Origin of the sequence: Cupriavidus numazuensis (assembly GCF_905397435.1) — a bacterium.
Classification (GTDB): Bacteria; Pseudomonadota; Gammaproteobacteria; order Burkholderiales; family Burkholderiaceae; genus Cupriavidus; species Cupriavidus numazuensis.
In genome coordinates, this window is record NZ_CAJPVI010000002.1 from 15,045 (window position 1) to 33,835 (window position 18,791).

The 18,791-nt window shown below is 66.2% G+C and carries 11 protein-coding genes; 6 read left to right on the forward strand and 5 right to left on the reverse strand.

The features are described 5' to 3' along the window. Nucleotides 1-105: 105 nt before the first annotated feature. From KHO41_RS02105 to KHO41_RS02120, 4 genes are all read left to right on the forward strand, one after another. Nucleotides 106-1,653 (forward strand): acyl-CoA carboxylase subunit beta, encoded by a 1,548-nt coding sequence (locus KHO41_RS02105; RefSeq protein ID WP_211951658.1) that lies wholly within the window; start codon nucleotides 106-108, stop codon nucleotides 1,651-1,653. A 74-nt stretch (nucleotides 1,654-1,727) separates the two neighbouring features. Then, the gene (locus tag KHO41_RS02110) at nucleotides 1,728-5,045 is read left to right on the forward strand and encodes an acetyl-CoA carboxylase family protein (protein ID WP_211951659.1); all 3,318 of its coding nucleotides are present in this window, start codon (nucleotides 1,728-1,730) and stop codon (nucleotides 5,043-5,045) included. 43 nt (nucleotides 5,046-5,088) lie between these two features. Continuing rightward, nucleotides 5,089-7,557, forward strand: a complete 2,469-nt coding sequence (locus KHO41_RS02115) for a CaiB/BaiF CoA transferase family protein (protein WP_211951660.1) — start codon at nucleotides 5,089-5,091, stop codon at nucleotides 7,555-7,557. A 62-nt stretch (nucleotides 7,558-7,619) separates the two neighbouring features. Beyond that, nucleotides 7,620-8,627, forward strand: a complete 1,008-nt coding sequence (locus KHO41_RS02120) for a Bug family tripartite tricarboxylate transporter substrate binding protein (protein ID WP_376989612.1) — start codon at nucleotides 7,620-7,622, stop codon at nucleotides 8,625-8,627. On the opposite strand, the gene KHO41_RS02125 is transcribed toward KHO41_RS02120, so the two are convergent. Further along, nucleotides 8,614-10,269 (reverse strand): ATP-dependent DNA ligase, encoded by a 1,656-nt coding sequence (locus tag KHO41_RS02125; RefSeq protein ID WP_211951662.1) that lies wholly within the window; start codon nucleotides 10,267-10,269, stop codon nucleotides 8,614-8,616. The genes KHO41_RS02120 and KHO41_RS02125 overlap by 14 nt on opposite strands. After that, on the reverse strand, nucleotides 10,266-11,384 hold the full coding sequence (locus KHO41_RS02130; RefSeq protein ID WP_211951663.1) for a ligase-associated DNA damage response exonuclease: 1,119 nt from the start codon (nucleotides 11,382-11,384) through the stop codon (nucleotides 10,266-10,268). Before KHO41_RS02130 ends, KHO41_RS02125 begins: the two co-directional genes overlap by 4 nt. A 1,095-nt stretch (nucleotides 11,385-12,479) precedes the next feature. Between KHO41_RS02130 and KHO41_RS02135 the strand changes: the two genes are divergently transcribed. Continuing rightward, on the forward strand, nucleotides 12,480-13,211 hold the full coding sequence (locus KHO41_RS02135) for a TetR/AcrR family transcriptional regulator (protein WP_211951664.1): 732 nt from the start codon (nucleotides 12,480-12,482) through the stop codon (nucleotides 13,209-13,211). A gap of 46 nt (nucleotides 13,212-13,257) precedes the next feature. Here KHO41_RS02135 and KHO41_RS02140 read toward each other — a convergent pair whose 3' ends face one another. Then, nucleotides 13,258-14,586 (reverse strand): DUF1254 domain-containing protein, encoded by a 1,329-nt coding sequence (locus KHO41_RS02140; protein ID WP_211951665.1) that lies wholly within the window; start codon nucleotides 14,584-14,586, stop codon nucleotides 13,258-13,260. Nucleotides 14,587-14,858: 272 nt separating this feature from the next. Here KHO41_RS02140 and KHO41_RS02145 point away from each other — a divergent pair, with 272 nt between their 5' ends. Then, complete coding sequence (locus KHO41_RS02145) at nucleotides 14,859-15,830, forward strand: Bug family tripartite tricarboxylate transporter substrate binding protein (protein ID WP_211951937.1); 972 nt, start codon at nucleotides 14,859-14,861, stop codon at nucleotides 15,828-15,830. A gap of 62 nt (nucleotides 15,831-15,892) precedes the next feature. Here KHO41_RS02145 and KHO41_RS02150 read toward each other — a convergent pair whose 3' ends face one another. Next, entirely contained in the window at nucleotides 15,893-17,398 is a 1,506-nt protein-coding gene (locus KHO41_RS02150) for a DASS family sodium-coupled anion symporter (protein ID WP_211951666.1), read from the reverse strand. Nucleotides 17,399-17,671: 273 nt separating this feature from the next. Next, entirely contained in the window at nucleotides 17,672-18,709 is a 1,038-nt protein-coding gene (locus tag KHO41_RS02155) for an AraC family transcriptional regulator (protein ID WP_211951938.1), read from the reverse strand. Between the last annotated feature and the right edge of the window lie 82 nt (nucleotides 18,710-18,791).

The window sequence follows — 18,791 nt, forward strand, 5'->3', positions numbered from 1 at the left end:
AAAAAGAATCCTCAATGAAATCAACGGCTCGTCGGGTGTCCTCGGGTTGGCATGGCTTGTGCGGTACTGGATCCGATGCAAGAACGAGAACACCGGAGACACGCTGTGACCTGGCAGCCTGAAATTGACGAACTGGCCTACCGCCGCCGCCTGGCCGAGCGCATGGGCGGCGAAGAGAAAGTGGCGCGCCACCGCGAGGCCGGCAAGCTGACCGTGCGCGATCGCGTCGCCGGCATTGCCGACCCGAGATCGTTCCGCGAGGTCGGGGGCCTGAGCGGCAGCGGCCGCTATGACAGCAACGGGCGGCTGGTGGACCTGGTGCCGTCGAACCTCGTGATGGGCCGCGCACAGATCGGCGGGCGTCCCGTCGTGCTGGTGGGCGACGATTTCACCGTGCGCGGCGGCGCCAACGATGGCGCGGTGGGCGACAAGCTTGTCCACGCCGAGAAGATGGCGCACGACCTGCGCCTGCCGATGGTGCGGCTCGTGGACGGCACCGGCGGCGGTGGCTCGGTGCGCAATATCGAGATCAAGGGCCACACGCTGATCCCGACCATGAAGGTCTGGCAGCACGTGGTCGAGAACATGTCCGTGGTGCCCGTGGTGTCGCTGGCGCTCGGGTCGGTCGCGGGCATGGGCGCCGCACGCGTGGCGGCCAGCCATTACTCGGTGATGGTGAAGGAAACCTCGCAAGTGTTCACCGAAGGCCCGCCCGTGGTCGCGCATATCGGCCAGCAACTGAGCAAGAACGAACTGGGCGGCAGCCACATCCACACGCGCAATGGCGTGGTCGACGACGAGGTCGCCACCGAGCAGGACGCGTTCGAGCATGCCCGCCGCTTCCTGTCCTACCTGCCGGCGTCGGTCCACGAACTCCCGCCGCGAACCGAGCCCGCCGATGATCCCGCACGCAGCGACGAATGGCTGCTCTCCGCCATTCCTCGCGACAGCCGCGCGGTCTACAAGATTCGCCCGATCGTGCAGGCGCTCGTGGACAACGGTTCGTTCTTCGAGATCGGGCGGCAGTGGGGCTGCGCCATCGTCACCGGCCTGGCCCGGCTCGACGGCTGGCCGGTGGCCGTGATCGCGAGCGACCCGTACTTCCATGGCGGCGGCTGGGACAGCGCGACCGCCGAGAAATTCACGCGCTTCGTCGACATGGCGCAGACCTTCCACCTGCCCGTGGTCAACCTCGTCGACACGGCCGGCTTCCTGATCGGCCAGGAGGCGGAGCAGGCGGCAACCATGCGCCACGGCGTGCGCGCGCTCGCGGCGGTGTACCAGGCGACCGTACCGTGGTGCTCGGTCATCCTGCGCCGCGCGTATGGCATGTCCGCTGCCGCGCACCAGCATATGGGCCGGTTCAATTGCCGCTATGCATGGCCTTCGGCGAACTGGGGCGCAATGCCGATCGAAGGCGGGCTCGAGGTGGCCTACAAGGCCGAGATCGAAGGCGCGGATGACCCGGTGCAGAAGCGCGCCGAGATCGAGCAGCGCGTGCGCAGCCTGACCTCGCCATTCCGCAGTGCCGAGGCCTTCGTCATCGAAGACATCATCGATCCGCGCGAGACGCGCACGCTGCTGTGCGAATTCGCCAACCTGGCTGCGCCGTTGCGCGAAGCGGGCGTCAGCCGGTTCGGCATCCGTCCCTGAGCGGGTCGCACGCAACAACAACGCAATACCCAGTCACTGGCCGCAGAAGCCGCAATCTGAACGAGGAGACAAAATTGAACAAGCTGTTGATCGCCAATCGGGGCGAGATTGCCTTGCGCGTGCTGCGCGCGGCACGCGACCTGGATATCGCCACAGTCGCCGTGTATTCGCAGGACGACGCCAGCTCGCGGCACCGCATGCTGGCCGACGAGGCAATCGCCCTCGACGGTTCAGGGCCGGCCGCGTATATCGACATTGCTGGAATCATCGCCGCCGCGAAGGCATCTGGTTGCGATGCGATCCACCCGGGCTACGGCTTCCTGAGCGAGCGCGCCGATTTCGCGCAGGCGTGCGCCGACGCCGGCATCCGGTTCATCGGGCCGACCGTCGAACAGCTCGCGCTGTTTGGCGACAAGGGAAGGGCGCTTGAACTGGCGATGGATAGCGATGTCCGGGTCATGCCCGCCACGCGCGGCGGCGCATCGCTCGAAGACATCACGAGCTTCTTCGACAAGCAAGGCGATGCCGGCGTGGTCATCAAAGCTGTGGGCGGCGGCGGTGGCCGCGGCATGCGCGTGGTCAGGCGGCGCGAAGACCTGGCCGAAGCGTATGCGCGCTGCCGGTCCGAGGCAGCTTCCGCGTTCGGTGTCGATGCGTTGTACGCCGAACGGCTCGTGAGTCGCGCGCGCCATATCGAAGTGCAGATTGCCGGCGACGGTACCCATGTCGTCGCGCTCGGCGAGCGTGACTGCACCTTGCAGCGCCGCTTCCAGAAGCTCGTGGAGATCGCGCCCAGTCCGGTGCTGCGGCCCCAGTTGCGCGAGCAGATCATCAAGTCCGCGCTCAGGCTCGCGCGCCGCGTGAATTACCGCAGCCTCGGCACGTTCGAATTCCTGGTCGAGGAAACGGAGTCGGGCGAGCAGAAGGACTTTGTCTTCATCGAAGCCAATCCGCGATTGCAGGTCGAGCACACCATTACCGAGCAGGTCACCGGTGTCGACCTTGTCGCGCTGCAGATCGGTCTGGCGGCAGGGCGCACGCTTGCGGATCTAGGCCTCGATCCGGCGTCCCCGCCGCAACCGAAGGGATTCGCGATCCAGGTGCGCATCAATGCCGAAATGACCGACGCGCAGGGCCTTGCGCGGCCGGCATACGGCCGGCTCGAACGCTTCGATCCGCCTTCCGGTCCGGACGTCCGCGTCGATTCCCACGGCTACACCGGCTATGAGCCGTCGCCCAACTTCGACACGCTGCTCGCCAAGCTGATCGTGAGCAGCGCCGCGCCGAAGTTCGAGGCCGCAGTGCGCCGGCTGCAACGCAGCCTGGCCGAGTTCCGGATCGTCGGCGTGCCGACCAACATCAACCTGCTGCGCGCGCTGGTGCAGCGCGACGACTTCCTCACGCAGGATGTCCATACCCGCCACTTCGAGGCGATCCTGCCTGCACTGGCGGCGTCGGCAGAGCTTCTTGCGGAGGCCGGCCGCGCGCAGGAGGCGCTGCTCGGCGATGCCTCGCGTTCGCCAGCGGCACACACGCCCCGTTCGCACGAGGCCGAGGAAGAGGTCGAGGACGGCCTCGTGGCAATCCGTGCGCCGCTGACCGGCCGCGTCGTGGAGATTGCCGTGGGTCTCGACGAGATCGTCAAGCCCGGACAGACCGTTGCCGTGCTCGATGCCATGAAGATGGAACACGCGATCACCGCCGAATGCGGCGGCCGCGTGGTCGACCTGCGGCTGGAGAAAGGTGCGCTGGCAGCGGAAGGCCAGATCCTGATCGTGGTGGAGCAGGTCGAGGCGGAGGGCGTGGCGGTGGATGCGGCGCAGAAGGCCGACCCGAACGCCATCCGCGCGGATCTGCAGCGCGTGCTGGACCGGCACGCGTTTCTCGATGACGCCGCACGTCCCGACGCCGTCGCGCGGCGCCGCTCGCGCGGCCAGCGCACGGCGCGCGAGAACCTGGCCGACCTGTGCGATGCCGATACCTTCGTGGAGTATGGCGGGCTGGCGCTCGCGGCGCAGTCGTCGCGCCGCACGAAGGACGATCTGATCGCCAACACGCCGGCGGACGGGCTGATCACCGGCGTCGGCCATATCAACGGCGCTCTGGTGGGCAAGGAGCGTGCGCGCAGCGCGGTGATGGCCTACGACGCGACGGTGCTCGCCGGTACGCAGGGCAAGCGCAACCATATCAAGACCGACCGCATCGTCGAAGTGGCACTGCGCGATGAACTGCCGCTGGTGCTGTTCGCCGAAGGCGGTGGCGGCCGGCCCGGCGATGTCGATTTCCCGTCGGTGTCCGGGCTCTATCAGCCGTCGTTCGCTGCCTTCGCGGAACTGAGCGGCGAGGTGCCGGTGGTCGGCATCGTATCGGGCCGTTGCTTCGCGGGCAATGCCGCATTCCTTGGCTGCTGCGACGTGATCATCGCCGACAAGTCGGCGAACATCGGCATGGCCGGGCCGGCGATGATCGAAGGGGGCGGCCTGGGCATCTACCGGCCGGAAGAGGTCGGCCCCGCGCCCGTGCAGTTCGCCAATGGCGTGATCGACGTGCTGGTCGAGAACGAGGCGGAAGCCGTGCAGGTGGCGAAGCACTACCTGTCGATGTTCCAGGGACGCGTCGAACACTGGAGTGCGCCGGACCCCATGGCCCTGCGTCATGTCGTCCCCGAGAACCGGCTGCGCGTCTATGACACCCGCAAGGCCATCGAAGGCATTGCCGATGCCGGCAGCGTGCTGATGCTGCGCGGCGGGTTTGGCGCGGGCATCCACACGGCGCTGGCGCGCGTGGAAGGGCAGCCTGTCGGCATCATGGCCAACAACCCCTATCACCTTGGCGGCGCCATCGACGCCGATGCGGCCGACAAGGCGTCGCGCTTCATGCAGCTCTGCGATGCGCACGGGCTGCCGATCCTCTCGCTGATCGACACGCCGGGATTCATGGTCGGGCCAGAGTGTGAAGCGCAAGCGCAGGTACGGCACGTATCGCGCATGTTCCTCACAGCCGCCAAGCTGCGCGTGGCGCTGCTGGCCGTGACGCTGCGCAAGGGCTATGGGCTTGGCGCCATGGCGATGGCGGGCGGCGGCTTCCGCTCGGCGAGCTTCACCGTCTCCTGGCCGACCGGCGAGTTCGGGCCGATGGGTTTGGAAGGTGCGGTGCGACTGGGCTTCAAGAAGGAACTCGAAGCGGTGCCGGACGGCCCCGAGCGCAAGGCGCTGTTCGACCAGCTTGTCGCACAGTCCTATGAGCGGGGCCACGCGATCAATACGGCAGCGGCCGTGGAGATCGACGCCGTGATCGACCCGGCCCAGACACGGAAATGGATCGCGCAGGGCATCGCCTCCGCGGAGCTGCGCAGCCGCCGGACGCGCCGCGGATTTGTCGATGCATGGTGAGCGCCAGCGCGGCGATTCCATCCACAACAGCCAGGAGGTTTGCATGATCAGGAATGGTCCTGACCCGGCGCAGCTCGCGCTGCGCGGGCTGCGCGTACTCGAGATCGGCACCGGTCCGGCGCTGGCGTACGCGGGCAAGTTGTGCGCCGACTTCGGCGCCGAAGTCATCAAGGTCGAAAGCCCTGCGGGCGATGCATGGCGGCAGATGCCGCCAATGGTCGATGTTCCCGGCACCGCACCGGAAAGCGCGTTGTTCGCATGGCTGAACACGAACAAGCGCAGCGTCACGGCCGATGCCCGCAATGCCGTGGACATCGCATGGATCGCTCAGCTTGCCCGGACCTGCGACGTCGTGCTCGATGCGCGCGCGTTGACGGAGGGCCCCGGCGTGGTCGCCAGCCCCGTCTGGTCGGGCGCGGTGAGCGCGCAACCGCCGCACGAGCCGATCGAAGTGGCGCTCACATGGTTCGGCGAAAGCGGGCCTTACAGCGAGTACGCCGGTTCGGAGTCCGTCTGCCGGGGGCTTGCAGGTGCGATTCACGGAAGCGGTCCCGTAGAGGGCCCGCCGCACATGCCCCACGATGTGCAGACCGCAATCGCCGTCGGCCTGCAGGTGTTCTCGGCCGCCGTTGCGGCGTTGATCGGCAGCGGGCAAGGCAGCCGTCGCTACGTACTGAGCGCGCTCGAGTCCGTCTTCGGCGTGGTCGAGATGGAAGCGGGCATGGTGCCCGACAAGCGCCATCCGCTGCGGCGCCTCGGCGTCAACCGATTCTGCGGCACGCATCCGGCCGGCATCTTCGAGACAGCAGAGGGCTGGATCGGCATCTTCACGCACACGCTGCCGCAGTGGAAAGCGCTGTGCGAGGCGATCGGTCGTCCGGAACTGGGCAATGATCCGCGCTTCGCGAACGGCCAGGAGCGCATGGCCCGCGCGGACGAGATCGACGATCTGCTCATTCCCGCCTTGCGGACGCGCACCGCGCAGGAATGGTTCGACATCCTCTGCGACAAGAAGCATCCGGCGGTCATCGTGCCGACCATGGAGGAATTGCTGCGCCAGGACGTGCATCGGCAGCGCAATGCGTTCGTGCCGGTCGACATCGGTGGCGTGGGGTTCGAAGGCCCGATCGTGCCGCTGCGGCTCGATGCGGCCGGGCCACTGCTTGGCGGACCCGCTCCGGCAAGGGGCGCGCACGACGCCTTCTATCGCGCTGCGGGCCTTGATCATCATCCGCGCCGGCAACTTCGGCGAACCGCTTCGCCGCAGCTTCCGCTGCATGGCATTCGCGTGGTGGACCTGACGATGGGATGGGCCGGGCCGCTGGCGTCGCGCACGCTGGCCGATTTCGGCGCGGAGATCATCAAGGTCGAAAGCACTGGCTATCCCGACTGGTGGCGCGGTGCCAACTTCACCGAAGAGTTCTATCGGGAGCGGCTGTACGAGAAGAACTCCAACTTCCACCTGATGAACCGCAACAAGCTCGGCATCACGCTGGACCTGACGCAGCCCGAAGGCAAGCAGTTGCTGCTCGATCTCGTGGCGCACGCCGATGCGGTGATCGAGAACTACTCGGCCGAGGTCCTGCCGAAGCTCGGCCTCGACTACGAGGCACTGCGCGCCGTGAACGAGCGGCTGGTCATGGTGTCGATGCCGGCATTCGGCCTCGGCAACGCGTGGAGCAACACACGTGCATATGGCGGCACGCTGGAGCAGGCGAGTGGCTTGCCGCTGCACACGGGGCATCCGGACGGTCCTCCTGCCATGACGTCGTACGCGTATGGCGATCCGGTCGGCGGCTTCAATGCCGGTGCCGCGATGCTGCTGGCCGTGTTCGCACAGCAGGCGACCGGCAAGGGGCGGCACCTGAACCTGTCGCAGGTCGAGGCCATGCTGCCGATGGCGGCGCCGTTCATCATCGAGCAATCGGTCAGCGGAGCCGTTGCGCCACGCCAGGGCAACGGCCATCCGGTGAATGTGCCGCACGGCTGCTTCCGCTGCGCGGGCGACGACGCGTGGATCGTCCTGACCGTGCCCGACGCGCACTGGCCTGCGCTGTGCCGCGCGATCGGCCGGCAAGACCTTGCCGCGGATGCGCAGCTCGCGCATGCAGTCGGCCGGCGTACGCAGCAGGACAGGATCGATGCGGCCATTGCGGCATGGAGTGCGGGCCGCGATCCCGAAGCGGCCATGCGGTCGCTGCAACAGGCCGGGATTGCCGCTGGCGTAGTTCGTCCCATGTCGCAGGTGTTGCAGGACAAGCATCTGAACGCGCGCGGATTCTGGCGTCGCGTCGAGCGTGCGCACAGCGGCCCGTACACGGCCAGCACCGCCTGGTGTCGCACCGGGATCGAACCGATGCCTATCCGCCATGCATCACCGACCCTGGGCGAGCACACCGACGAAGTTCTGACTCGTGTGCTCGGACTGACCGCGGAGCGGATCGCAGAGCTCGAACGCATGGGGATCACGGGCAAGACCGCGAAGCCGAAGGCATCGGGCAAGACCGCTTAAGGCCAGCGGCACACTCAAAAAACACAGAGCAGTAACAGGAGACAAGCATGCAGACACTCAACATGGCTTCGCGTTGCCGTCAGGTCACGGGCTGCTTCAGGCTGGCTGGCGCCGCATTGGTCGCGTTGGCTTGCACCATCGCAGGCCCGGCCGCCGCGGATAACGGCAACTGGCCCACCAAGCCCATCCGGATGATCGTGCCGTTCCCGGCTGGGTCGTTTACCGATACCGTGGCGCGCGTGTTGTCCGATCAGCTCAGCAAGTCGCTGGGCCAGCCGGTCATTGTCGACAACAAGGGCGGGGCCAACGGGCTGATCGGCGTGGCAGAGGCGGCCCGCGCCGCGCCGGACGGCTACACGCTGCTGGTGACCAACTCGAGCAGCATCACCATCAACCACCAGATCTACAAGAAGAGCAACTACAAGCCGAAGGATTTCGCGCCGGTCACGCTGGTGCTGGAGGCGCCGTTTATCCTGGTCACCAATCCGGAGTGGTCGCAGAAACACGCGGTGGGCACGGTGCCGGATCTCGTCAAGTTCGCCTCGCAGAATCCCGGCAAGATCAGCTATGGCTCGGCGGGCCCCGGCAACATCGCGCACCTGAGCTTTGCCATGCTCAATAACCGCACGAAGATCAAGACCACGCACATCCCGTACAAGTCGGCCGCGCAGGCGGAAATGGCAGTGATGAGCGGGGAGCTCGAAACGGCGTTCGACACCTGGACCGCACTGCCGCAGATCAAGGTCGGGAAGCTCAAGCCGCTCGCGGTCAGCTCGTCAACGCGCATGGCTCAATTGCCGGACACGCCCACGCTCGAAGAGCTCGGCATCACGCCGTTCAACGTGACCTTCTGGATCGGCATGCTTGCGCCGGCCGGCACGCCGCCGCAGATCGTGCAGAAGCTTCACGCGATCACGCGCGGGATGCTGGAGGACGGCAAGGCCAGGGCTGCGCTGGGACAGCAGGGCGATGTCGTGATGATCGATTCGGCAACCTTTGCCAAACGCATCGAGAAGGAAGATGCGAACTGGGGCACGGTGATCCAGCGGGAAGGCATTACGCTGGATTGACGGGCAGCATCGCCTCCAGCGTGGTCAGCGTATCGGCCTCTTCGATCGGCTTGTCGGTGCGCCAGCGCAGCATGCGCGGAAAGCGCACCGCAATGCCGCTCTTGTGCCGGCCACTGTGGGCGATGCCTTCGAAGCCCAGCTCGAATACCTGAGTCGGCTCCACGCTGCGCACCGGGCCGAACTTCTCCACCGTGGTTCGCCGCACGATGGCATCGACTGCGCGCATTTCCTCGTCGGTCAGGCCGGAATAGGCCTTGGCGAACGGCACCAATGCGCGGTCCGGCGTTCCGGGCGGCGCGTTCCAGACCGCGAATGTGAAGTCGGTATAGAGGCTCGCGCGGCGCCCATGGCCGCGCTGCGCGTAGACCAGCACCGCATCGACCGAGTAAGGGTCGATCTTCCACTTCCACCAGATGCCCACGTCCTTGGTGCGGCCGGCACCGTAGGCGGCGCTCACAGCCTTGAGCATGAAGCCTTCCACGCCCATGTCGCGTGAAGCTTCGCGCAGCCTGGCGAAGTGCGCCCAGTCGTTGGCCTGCACCAGCGGGCTCAGTTCGAGCGCCGGGTGCACGTGGCTGGCGACAAGCTGTTCCAGTCTGGCGCGGCGCTCAGCCTGCGGCCGCGTGCGCCAGTCCTCGCCTTGCCATTCGAGCAGGTCGTAGGCCATCAGGATGGCCGGCGCGTCGCGCAGCAGCTTCGCGCTCAGTGTCTTGCGGCCGATACGCTGCTGCAGCAGTGCGAACGGTTGCACGCGACCCTGCTGCCAGATCACAATCTCGCCATCGAGCACGGTGCCGTCAGGCAACGCTGCGGCGGCTTCGACGATTTCGGGAAAGCGTTCGGTGATCAGTTCCTCGCCGCGCGACCACAGCCAGGTCTGATTGCCACGGCAGACGAGCTGCGCGCGGATGCCGTCCCATTTCCATTCGACCTGCCAATTGTCGGGGGCGCCCAGTACGGTATCGAACTGTTCCAGCGGCGCCTGCAGCGGGTGGGCGAGGAAGAACGGGTAGGGCTGGCCGTTGGCGCGTAGTTCGCGGTCATCATCGCTCTCCGGGGCGAGCAGCGACTGGAATCGCGCCGCGTCGGGCCGCGCGGAAAGGTCGGTGTAGCCGACCATGCGTTCGGCCACGCGCTTCGGATCGATGCCGGCGACCTCGCCCAGCGCGCGCGTCACCAGCAGCCGCGACACGCCCACGCGGAACGCACCCGTGATCAGCTTGAACAGCACCAGCCTGCCGTGCGCGTCGAGCGGCCGCCACAGCGCATCGAGGCGCGGCATCAGTGCGTCGGGCGGCAGGCCGCGCAATGGCAGCAGGCGCTGCTCGACCCATTCGGCCAAGCCAGCGTGGTCCGCGTCCATGGGCTCCGGCAGCAACAGGGCGATGGTCTCGGCCAGGTCGCCGACGGCCTGGTAGCTTTCCTCGAACAGCCAATCCGGCAGGTCGGCGGCCTGGCGCGCCATGTCGCGCAGCAGGGACACCGGCACGATCTGGCGAGGCTTGCCGCCGGCGAGGAAATATACGGCCCAGGCGGCATCCTGCGGCGGCGCCGCGCGCAGGTAGTCCACCAGTGCGGCCAGCCGCGCCTTGGTGGACGTGGTGCCGTCGAGCGCGGCGTAGAGATCGGCAAAGGCCTTCATGGCGCCGCGTCCTCGCTGGCGGCGGCCGGTTCCGCTTGCGCCTCGGTGCGTGCCGACTCATCGTCGTCGCCGTATTCGGTGTCGAACGCCTGCGCCTGCCAGCCACGCTCGCTCAGGTAGCGCACCATCACAGGCACATTGCCGTGCGTCACGATCACGCGGCCGGCGCCGGTTGCTTCGATCGCTTTCAGCAGCCCGGGCCAGTCGGCATGATCGGACAGCGCGAAGCCGCGGTCCACGCCGCGGCGCCGGCGCGTGCCGCGCAACTGCATCCAGCCGCTGGCGAACGCGTCGGAAGCATCGCCAAAGCGCCGCAGCCACGGCGAGCGCTGCGCCGACGGCGGCGCCACTATCAATGCCTGCCGCAGCAGCGGGCTGCGCGGCGGCAGTTCCGTGGCGAGCATCGTCGGCGGTAGCGCCACGCCGGCTTCGGCATAGGCGGCATTGAGCGTGGTCAGCGCGCCGTGGGCGATGACTGGCCCGGGCAGGGCGTCCGCGCCGGCATGGCGCAGCAGGCCGTGCAGGATGCGCTGTGCCTTGCCGAAGGTGTAGGCGTAGACGATGCTGGCCCGACCTGCCTGCGCGTTGGCCTGCCACCAGTGGAAGATCTCGGCCATCAGCGCTGCCTGCGGCGGCCAGCGGTAGATCGGCAGGCCGAAGGTGCTTTCGGTGATGAAGGTGTCGCACGGCACTGGCTCGAACGGGTCGCATGTGCCGTCCGATTCCAGCTTGTAATCGCCGGAAGCCACCCACACCTGGCCGCCGTATTCGAGTCGCACCTGCGCGGAGCCGAGTACGTGCCCGGCCGGATGCAGGCTCAGCGTGACGCCGTGATGGGTGATGCGCTGGCCGTAGGGCAGCGTGTCGAGCTGGATGCCAGGCAGCCGGGCCAGCAGTACGCCTCGCCCGGGCTCGGCGCTCAGGTAGTGCGCGTTGCCGAAACGGGCGTGGTCGGAATGGGCGTGGGTGATGACGGCGCGATCCACCGGACGCCACGGGTCGATGTAGAAGTCGCCGGGTGGGCAGTAGAGGCCCTCGGGGCGGGCGATGATGAGGTCGCGGGCGTGGCGGGATTCGGATTGCAAGGGCCTCGGATGGTCCACGCGTGCCTCCATATGCCAGGGGTGGGAGACGTGAGAATCATACTTCGGGGGATTGTGATGCGTTGAGGTGGTGGCGGCCGATTTGGATGTCGGTGGGGGGCTGACAATGGGGGGCTGGGTTGTAGCGGGGCTAGTTTTGCTGTTTCGCCGGCGTGGCCGGCGGGGCTTTTTTGGCTGGGATTGAATGTGTCGTTCTTGGCTGGCGCCGCTGTTTCGCCGGCGTAGCCGGCGAGTCACTTTTTGTCCGAGCGACAAAAAGTAACCAAAAAGCGCGTCGTTGCCGCTGGCCATCAATTCCACGGCGGCAGGGGTTCAAACGGCTTTGGACGCCAGCGATGGTGGTCGGCCGTTCCAACCTGCTACGCCATGTGAGTCAGAACCTGTGCCTCGCGCGGCACGGCTTTTGGACGATCCCCAAGACGGACTCGGGTACAGCGTTTCAACAAGGGCAGCGGTGGGACGCCTTCGGCTGCGCTGCGCGCAGGTCGTCGTCTGGATGCGATCTCATCAGCGTCGCTGGTGCCCGAGTCCCCATTCCAGTTCCAGTTCCTAATTTCCTGTCTCTACGCGCATGCAATGCGCCCAAGGCATCGTCACTGGAGCGCCGTTCGGGTCAGACCTTCGCGGCCTTACTCCGAGCCGCGCGTAGCGCAGCCGTAGGCGTCCCCGTGAGGGCGTTGTTAGAAGGGACCACTCCGTAATCCGGGTTCGCTCGTACGCGCTGTCCCATCCTAATCATCTACGCGGCAGGCAGTCCAGCGGTCCTCTGATGCAACAACGGCATCGAGCCCTTGTTTGGCCACGTAAACGCGCTTTTGCCTCCTTTTGTCGCTCGGACAAAAGGAGGTCGCCGGCTACGCCGGCGAAACAGCAGCGCCAGCGAAGAGCGACAACCCAGCCCGAACTACAAGCCCCCGCCGGCTACGCCGGCGAAACAGCGGCGCATGCCAAGAACGATAACCCACCCCACGAGAAGCCCCACCGGCTACGCCGGCGAAACAGCGGCGCATGCCAAGAGCGACACCCCAACCACAAGAGGACGCCCTAATTGCCTGAACGCCCCCACGCTCTGATAATCAATCCAACCTCTAATCCAAAAATCCCGGAATGCCCCGCATCCGCACCCTCAGTTCCCTCGTCGCCGAGGCAAGCACCCCGCCGGCCGAGGCGGCTACATCCACCGCCTCGCAGCAAAGCGAAACCGCCATGCGCATGCTGGAAATCGCGGAGCGGCTGTTCGCCGAGCATGGCATCGAGCAGGTGCCGCTGCGGCAGATCGTGGTCGAGGCGGGCCAGCGCAACCGCTCGGCCTTGCACTACCACTTCGGTTCGCGTGAGGCACTGGTCGCCCATCTGCTGAACCTGCGGCTGGCCCATGTCAACGTGCTGCGCAACGCTTATCTCGACGAAGTCGAGGCGGCCGGCAAGTCAGGCGATGTGCGCGCGATCGTGTATGCATCGATCAGCGCGCTGGCCGATACCGTGGTCGAGACGGCATGGGGTGCAAGCTATCTGCAAGTGGCGGCACAGACGATGTTCAGCCCGACGCTGTTCAATGCCGAACTGCTCGACAAGGACGCAATGACCGGGCTGGTGCGCACGCGGCGGATGATCATGGCCGCGCTGCCGGACGTGCCGGCCAAGGTAATGGACTATCGCCTGATGTGGTTCAACCACGGTACGGTCTTTTCGCTGGCGGACTGGTACCAGCGCACGCGCGCCGAGCATGGCGCGCCGCCCGTCGACGAACTGGCCGACTACTGCACGGCAGGGCTCACGGGACCGGTCACGCGCACCACGAGCGCGCCGCGCCGAAGCGGCAAGACGCGCAAGGGATGAGGGCTGCCGCTGCCGTGCAGCGGCATGACATCACGCGATCACGCGTTCATGCACTGACGCGCCGGATTGGCGGATACGCGAAGGTCTTGTCCAGATGGGCCTTGCGCGGTACGTACAGGCGCAGCGCGACATAGAACGGCTCATCGGGTGCGGGCAGCCAGTTGCCCTGCATTGATGGCGTATCGGGTGCGCGCGAACCCAGCAGCAGCCGCAGGCTGCCATCGGCTTCATATCGCAACGCCGGCGAACGGTCCCCGAGCGAATACCGGCACAAGGGGTTTTCCACCAGCATGCAATCGGACTTGCGGTAGAGCGTGAGCGACCAGAACGCATCGACCTGCGGCAGCCCGTTTGCCGGGAAGACCAATTCATAGCTGGCGCGACCGTCGAGTGGCTGCCCGTCGCCATCGCAATCGGCGATCAGGTACATCGCTTCTTCCATGCCCAGCGCGCCGATGTAGTTGCGCGCGACCAGCGCCCGCTCGAGATAGCGTTCACCAAACGTGGACAGCAACTCCACCGGCAGCGACCAGCCGCCGCCAAGGTCTGAGGGGATCGGTGCGGCGAGTTCGGCATCAAGCGCTGCCAGTGCGGCAGACAAGGCCTGTCGCTGCGCATCGTCCATCGTCCCCGCGTCGCACTCTGCGCCAATGCCGACCGCGGCAAATCGGGCGACATGTTCGGCCTGCTCGGCAGGGGGCGGGTTGTCGCGCAGCATGCGGTTGACCACGGCGGCGAAGCGCACCGGGTCGCTGGCGCGCTCACCGGGCTGCATGCCGACGTCGAAGGCGCGCGCGGCCGGCGTGCCGTCGAGGCGGGTCAGGCTGACGGCGTCCTGCAAGCGGTGCACCGTCGGCAGGTCGGCTTCGCCATCGACGAGCCAGCGGCCGATCATCCAGATTGCATTGGTCGGGCACTGCACCGCCTGCATGCCGGATGGAATCTCGCCTTGCCAGCGCGGACCATGCAGCAGGTAGCGTCCGGTGCCAGTGCCGGTGGTCCGGCTGCCGATGCCGCCGAAGGGATTGGTGTAGGCATCGAGCAGCCCGAGCACGTAGTAGCGCCCCGCGGTGTCCGGCACGCTGATGCACACCGGTCCTTCGGAAAGATCCAGCCAGGCATTGGTGTAGAGCGTGTCGTTGTTCGGCGTGACGACCTGCCGGTGCTGCGGGCCAAGCAGCGCGCGCGAGTGGAAAAGCTGGTTGACCCAGCGCAGCGTGTTGTCCGGCGTGTCGCCGGCGAAGGTGCCGTCGGTGCGGCGCCGCGGGCACGTGGCGGCACGCATGCGCGCCATTTCGTACAGCGGATAGGTGTAGACGACGGCGTCGCGCAGCAGCGCGGCCTGGTCGGAAGCAGGAGTGCGGGGTGCGTTCATGGCGATCTGACAGTCTCCGTTCGTTATTTAATTCATCGTATTAAATTGTGGAAACAGAGTAGGCGCTGGCCGTGCACGCGGGCATTGGGGTTTCCACCATGCCGGCCTTCGCTGGGCCTCTGCTACATTCTGTCTGAAATTAATGCAGCGTATTAAAACAGGGCGATCTGCCAAAGCCATGCGCTGCCGGCGGCACAGCCCGGATATGTGGAGACAGCATGACCGTACACCGTCCCGTCCGCGCCGCCCGGCGCCGGACCTTGTCGATATCCATGCGCGCACTGGGCGCCGCGGCACTGACGCTGGCGCTGGTGCCGTGCTTCGGGCAGGGCGCCGAGACCTACCCGGTGAAGCCCGTCCGCATGGTGGTGCCGTATCCGCCCGGCGGGCTGACCGACACGCTGGCGCGCACGGTCGCCGACGGCCTGTCGCGCCGCCTGGGACAGCCGGTGGTGGTGGAGAACCGCGCGGGTGCTGGCGGCGGCATCGGCACGGACTACGTCGCCAAGTCGGCGCCGGACGGCTATACGCTGCTGATGACAATACCGGGCCCGCTCACGGCCAATATCGTGCTCTACAAACGGCTGCCGTACGATCCGCGCACGGATCTGCGTCCGATTTCCGACGTCGCCGTCGCGCGCACGGTGATGGCGGTCAATGCGTCGGTGCCGGTGAAGACGGTGGCCGAACTGATTGCCTACGCGAAGAAGCAGCCGGGCAAGCTGGTGATGGGATCATGGGGGCCCGGCACGCAGCCTCACACGATCCAGGCATATATGGACAAGACGTACGGGATCGACATGCTGCACGTGCCGTACCGCGGCGAGGGGCCGATGATCACGGACCTGCTCGGCGGGCAGGTGAACCTGACGGTGGGCTCGATCACGTCGCTCAAGCAGCATATTGCCGACGGTCGCCTGCGGGCGCTGGCGGTCGTGGGCACCAGCCGCGCACGTGGGATGCCCGGCGTGCCGACCTTTGCCGAGGCGGGCTACAAGGACAATCCCTTTGCGTTGGTTGGCCCGGTCAGCCTGCTGGCGCCGGCGAAGACGCCCGATGCAGTGGTCGAGCGGCTGGGGCGCGAAGTCAGCGCGCTGGTCAAGACCCCGGCTGTCAGCCAGAAGATCGAGGACATGGGCGCAGAGCCGCTGGGTAACCTGCCCGGAGAAGCGGTCGCGGCCTATAAGGCTTATCTGCCGGTGGTACTGAAGCTGACGGCGGATACGGGAGTGTCGCTGGACTGAACTCCAGTCCCCAATGCGCGCGCTGCATCAGTCCTCGTACGCGGCGGCGCATTGGGTGAGGATCACCAGAATCCCAGGATCTTCCACCAGATACCGCCCACTACGGCGAAGACGATCAGTTCGAATACACACATGACCGCGCCGACCCGCCACCACTGTCCCAGCGTCACGTAGCCGCTGCCGAAGATGATCGGGGACGTGCCGGTGGCGTAGTGGGTCAGCGTCATCATGATCGCGGATCCGGCCGTCATCATGAGCATGAATACGGGCACATAGGGCGGCGGGATCAGGTGCGCGCCCACGGTCAGGAAGGCCAGCATCATGGCGCTGATGTGGGCGGTGGTACTTGCGAACAGGTAGTGCGAAAAGACAAAGGCCAGCACGAGCACCGCGGCGGTTGCCAGCCAGCCCATGCCGCTGGCGGCAATGGTGTCGCGCATGTTCCCCGCGAACCAGGTGATGACCCCGAGCTTGTTCAGTTGCTCGGCGAGCATGACCAGGGCGCCGAACCAGATCAGCGTGTCCCAGGCGCTTTTCTCCGACAGCACGTCGTCCCAGTCGATCGTGCCGGTGATGATCAGCGCGAACAGGCCGAGGAAGGCGACCACGGTCGGATCGAGCGTCAGGTCGGGACCGAAAGCCATCGCCGGCAGGTTTGCCCAGAGCACCAGCATCACGGCGAAGACGCCCATCATCACGCGTTCCTGTCCGCTCAGCGGGCCCATGCGCTCCAGTTCGCCGCGCGCATAGTCGATGGCGTTGGGCGTCGCCTTCAGTTCGGGCGGTTGCAGCACGTAGATGATCAACGGCATCACCAGCAGACAGAGCAGGCCGGGCACGAGCATGCACAGGGCCCAGGTGGTCCAGTTGAGAGTCAGCGTACCGCCGCTGGCCTTTGCGACATAGTCGACGACCAGCGGGTTTGGCGCGGTGGCGGTCACGAACATGGCCGACGTGATCGGGTTCGCGTGGTAGTTGACCAGAGCGAGGTAGGTGCCGACCTTGCCCTGCGTGTCCTTGGCCGGATCCGAGTCGAATGCGCCGGCGATGGACTTCATGATCGGATGCACGATGCCGCCGCCGCGCGCGGTATTGCTGGGCGTGAACGGCGCCAGCACCAGTTCGCAGATCGCCAGTCCGTAGCCGATGCCCACCGTGCGCTTGCCCAGCAGCGAGATGAAGATCAGTCCGATACGGCTGCCCAGACCGGTCTTCTTCAGGCCGCGCGAGATCAGGATCGCGACCACGATGAGCCAGATCAGCGGATTGTCGAAGCTGCTGAGCGCGTCGGCGATAGCGCCTTTCGATGAGTCCGACGTCACCTGCGCCAGCGAGACGATGACGATGGCCATCATCGCCATCACGCCGATCGGCATCACCTTGAGAATGATGGCCACGATCGTCGTCAGGAAGATGGCGACCAGATGCCAGGCCTCGGGCTTCAGGCCCTCCGGCGCCGGAAGGAGCAGCAGGGTGACCAGCACGACCGTGCTGATGATGGCGGGCGTGAGCCGGAAGGGCACGACCGACATGAAGTAGCGATACGTCGCAGCGATTTGAGCAAGCATTCTCTGGATCTCCATACGGGGGACGCAGTGGATACAGGCAGCCGGGGCTTGCGCCGGGCGGCGCTTGCAAAGCGCATGCTCTGGCCTGGCACGTGACCAGAGATAAACAGATGCTGAGCGATGTGCTCTGCAAGCAGAAGTGAATCTTTTGTAGCGGCCGTATAGATATTTCGATGGAAGGCAGCGGCTGGCTGCCGCCGGATCCGTCCTGTGATCTACGAAGCGTCAGAAGTGATGCATGCGCATCGTCATCGCGAAGGCATGCGGGTCGCATCAGCTATGGATGCGGATTGGACTTCGACCGTGTTCCTTTTGCTGGCGCAGGCTCTGCCACCGCGTTGGCGTCATGTCGAACTGCGCCGCAAACCAGCGTACGAACGAGCCGTAGGCCGAGTATCCGAGCGACTCGGCAATGCGCGCCAGCGTGTAGCTCTTGTTGTCCATATAGTGGATGACGAGATCGCGCCGTACGCCGTTGACCATGTCCGAGAAGACCATTCCGGCGCTGTCGAGCTGGCGCTGCAGCGTTCGCACGTTCATGCCAAGACCCTGGGCGACCTGCTCGATGGTCGCGCGCCCCAGCGGCAGCAACAGATAGATGGCCTTGCGCACTTCAAGCACGATGGAGGGCTCGTTGGCTCCCGGCAGTCCCTCGAGCAAGCGTTGCGCGTGGCGGGCCATGACGGGGTCCGCAATGGGGTTGGGGAAGTCCATGTCTGCGGCGCGGCAGATCATGCCATTGAACGAGCTGGCGAATTCCAGCTTGCCTCCGAACACGCGGCGGTGCAGCCGCAGGTCAGCTGGAGGATCGTGCGTGAAATGGACGCTCAGCGGGTGCCACGTGGTGCCCATCAGTGTGCTGCACAGGCGTGACAGCGAGCCCAGCACCAGCTCGGTCGACTGTATGGATGTGCCGGCCTCATCCGCGACGAGTTCCTCGCGCACGATCACCTTCCTACCGACATCTTCCATGCGGATGACGAGGAACTCGTTCAGCAGGTGCCGATACTGGATCAGGGTGCCAACGGCATCGCGCAGGGTGCTCTGGTGCGTGAGCAGCACGCTGATGACCCCGAGGTCGGACAGTTGCCAACGCTCGGCCACGCGCAGTCCGAAGGTCGGGCATTGGGTCAGGCGCGCCGACTCTTTCAACAGGGTGACGGAAGCACTCCCCGGAATCAGGCATTCCGGGTCGGCAAGCATTTCCTTGGTCAACCCCAGCTTCCGCAGCAGCGGCTGCGGGTCAAAGTCCAGTTGCTGCGCAACCTTGAAATAGTTGGTCAGCGTCCCGGTACGCATCAACGTGCCCATCGCGTCTCGTCCATGCAGCGTGTGGTCCGGCGCTGTGCTGCGCAGAAACCGTAGTCTCATTCATTTTGTCATGAAATGAGAT

Excerpts from the sequence above, each read along its gene's own strand:
- KHO41_RS02130 (WP_211951663.1), bottom strand. The coding sequence starts at position 11,384 with ATGGAGGCACGCGTGGACCATCCGAGGCCCTTGCAATCCGAATCCCGC.
- KHO41_RS02150 (WP_211951666.1), bottom strand. The coding sequence starts at position 17,398 with ATGCTTGCTCAAATCGCTGCGACGTATCGCTACTTCATGTCGGTCGTG.
- KHO41_RS02145 (WP_211951937.1), top strand. The coding sequence starts at position 14,859 with ATGCGCGCACTGGGCGCCGCGGCACTGACGCTGGCGCTGGTGCCGTGC.
- KHO41_RS02115 (WP_211951660.1), top strand. The coding sequence starts at position 5,089 with ATGATCAGGAATGGTCCTGACCCGGCGCAGCTCGCGCTGCGCGGGCTG.
- KHO41_RS02120 (WP_376989612.1), top strand. The coding sequence starts at position 7,620 with ATGGCTTCGCGTTGCCGTCAGGTCACGGGCTGCTTCAGGCTGGCTGGC.
- KHO41_RS02155 (WP_211951938.1), bottom strand. The coding sequence starts at position 18,709 with ATGGGCACGTTGATGCGTACCGGGACGCTGACCAACTATTTCAAGGTT.
- KHO41_RS02125 (WP_211951662.1), bottom strand. The coding sequence starts at position 10,269 with ATGAAGGCCTTTGCCGATCTCTACGCCGCGCTCGACGGCACCACGTCC.
- KHO41_RS02135 (WP_211951664.1), top strand. The coding sequence starts at position 12,480 with ATGCCCCGCATCCGCACCCTCAGTTCCCTCGTCGCCGAGGCAAGCACC.
- KHO41_RS02140 (WP_211951665.1), bottom strand. The coding sequence starts at position 14,586 with ATGAACGCACCCCGCACTCCTGCTTCCGACCAGGCCGCGCTGCTGCGC.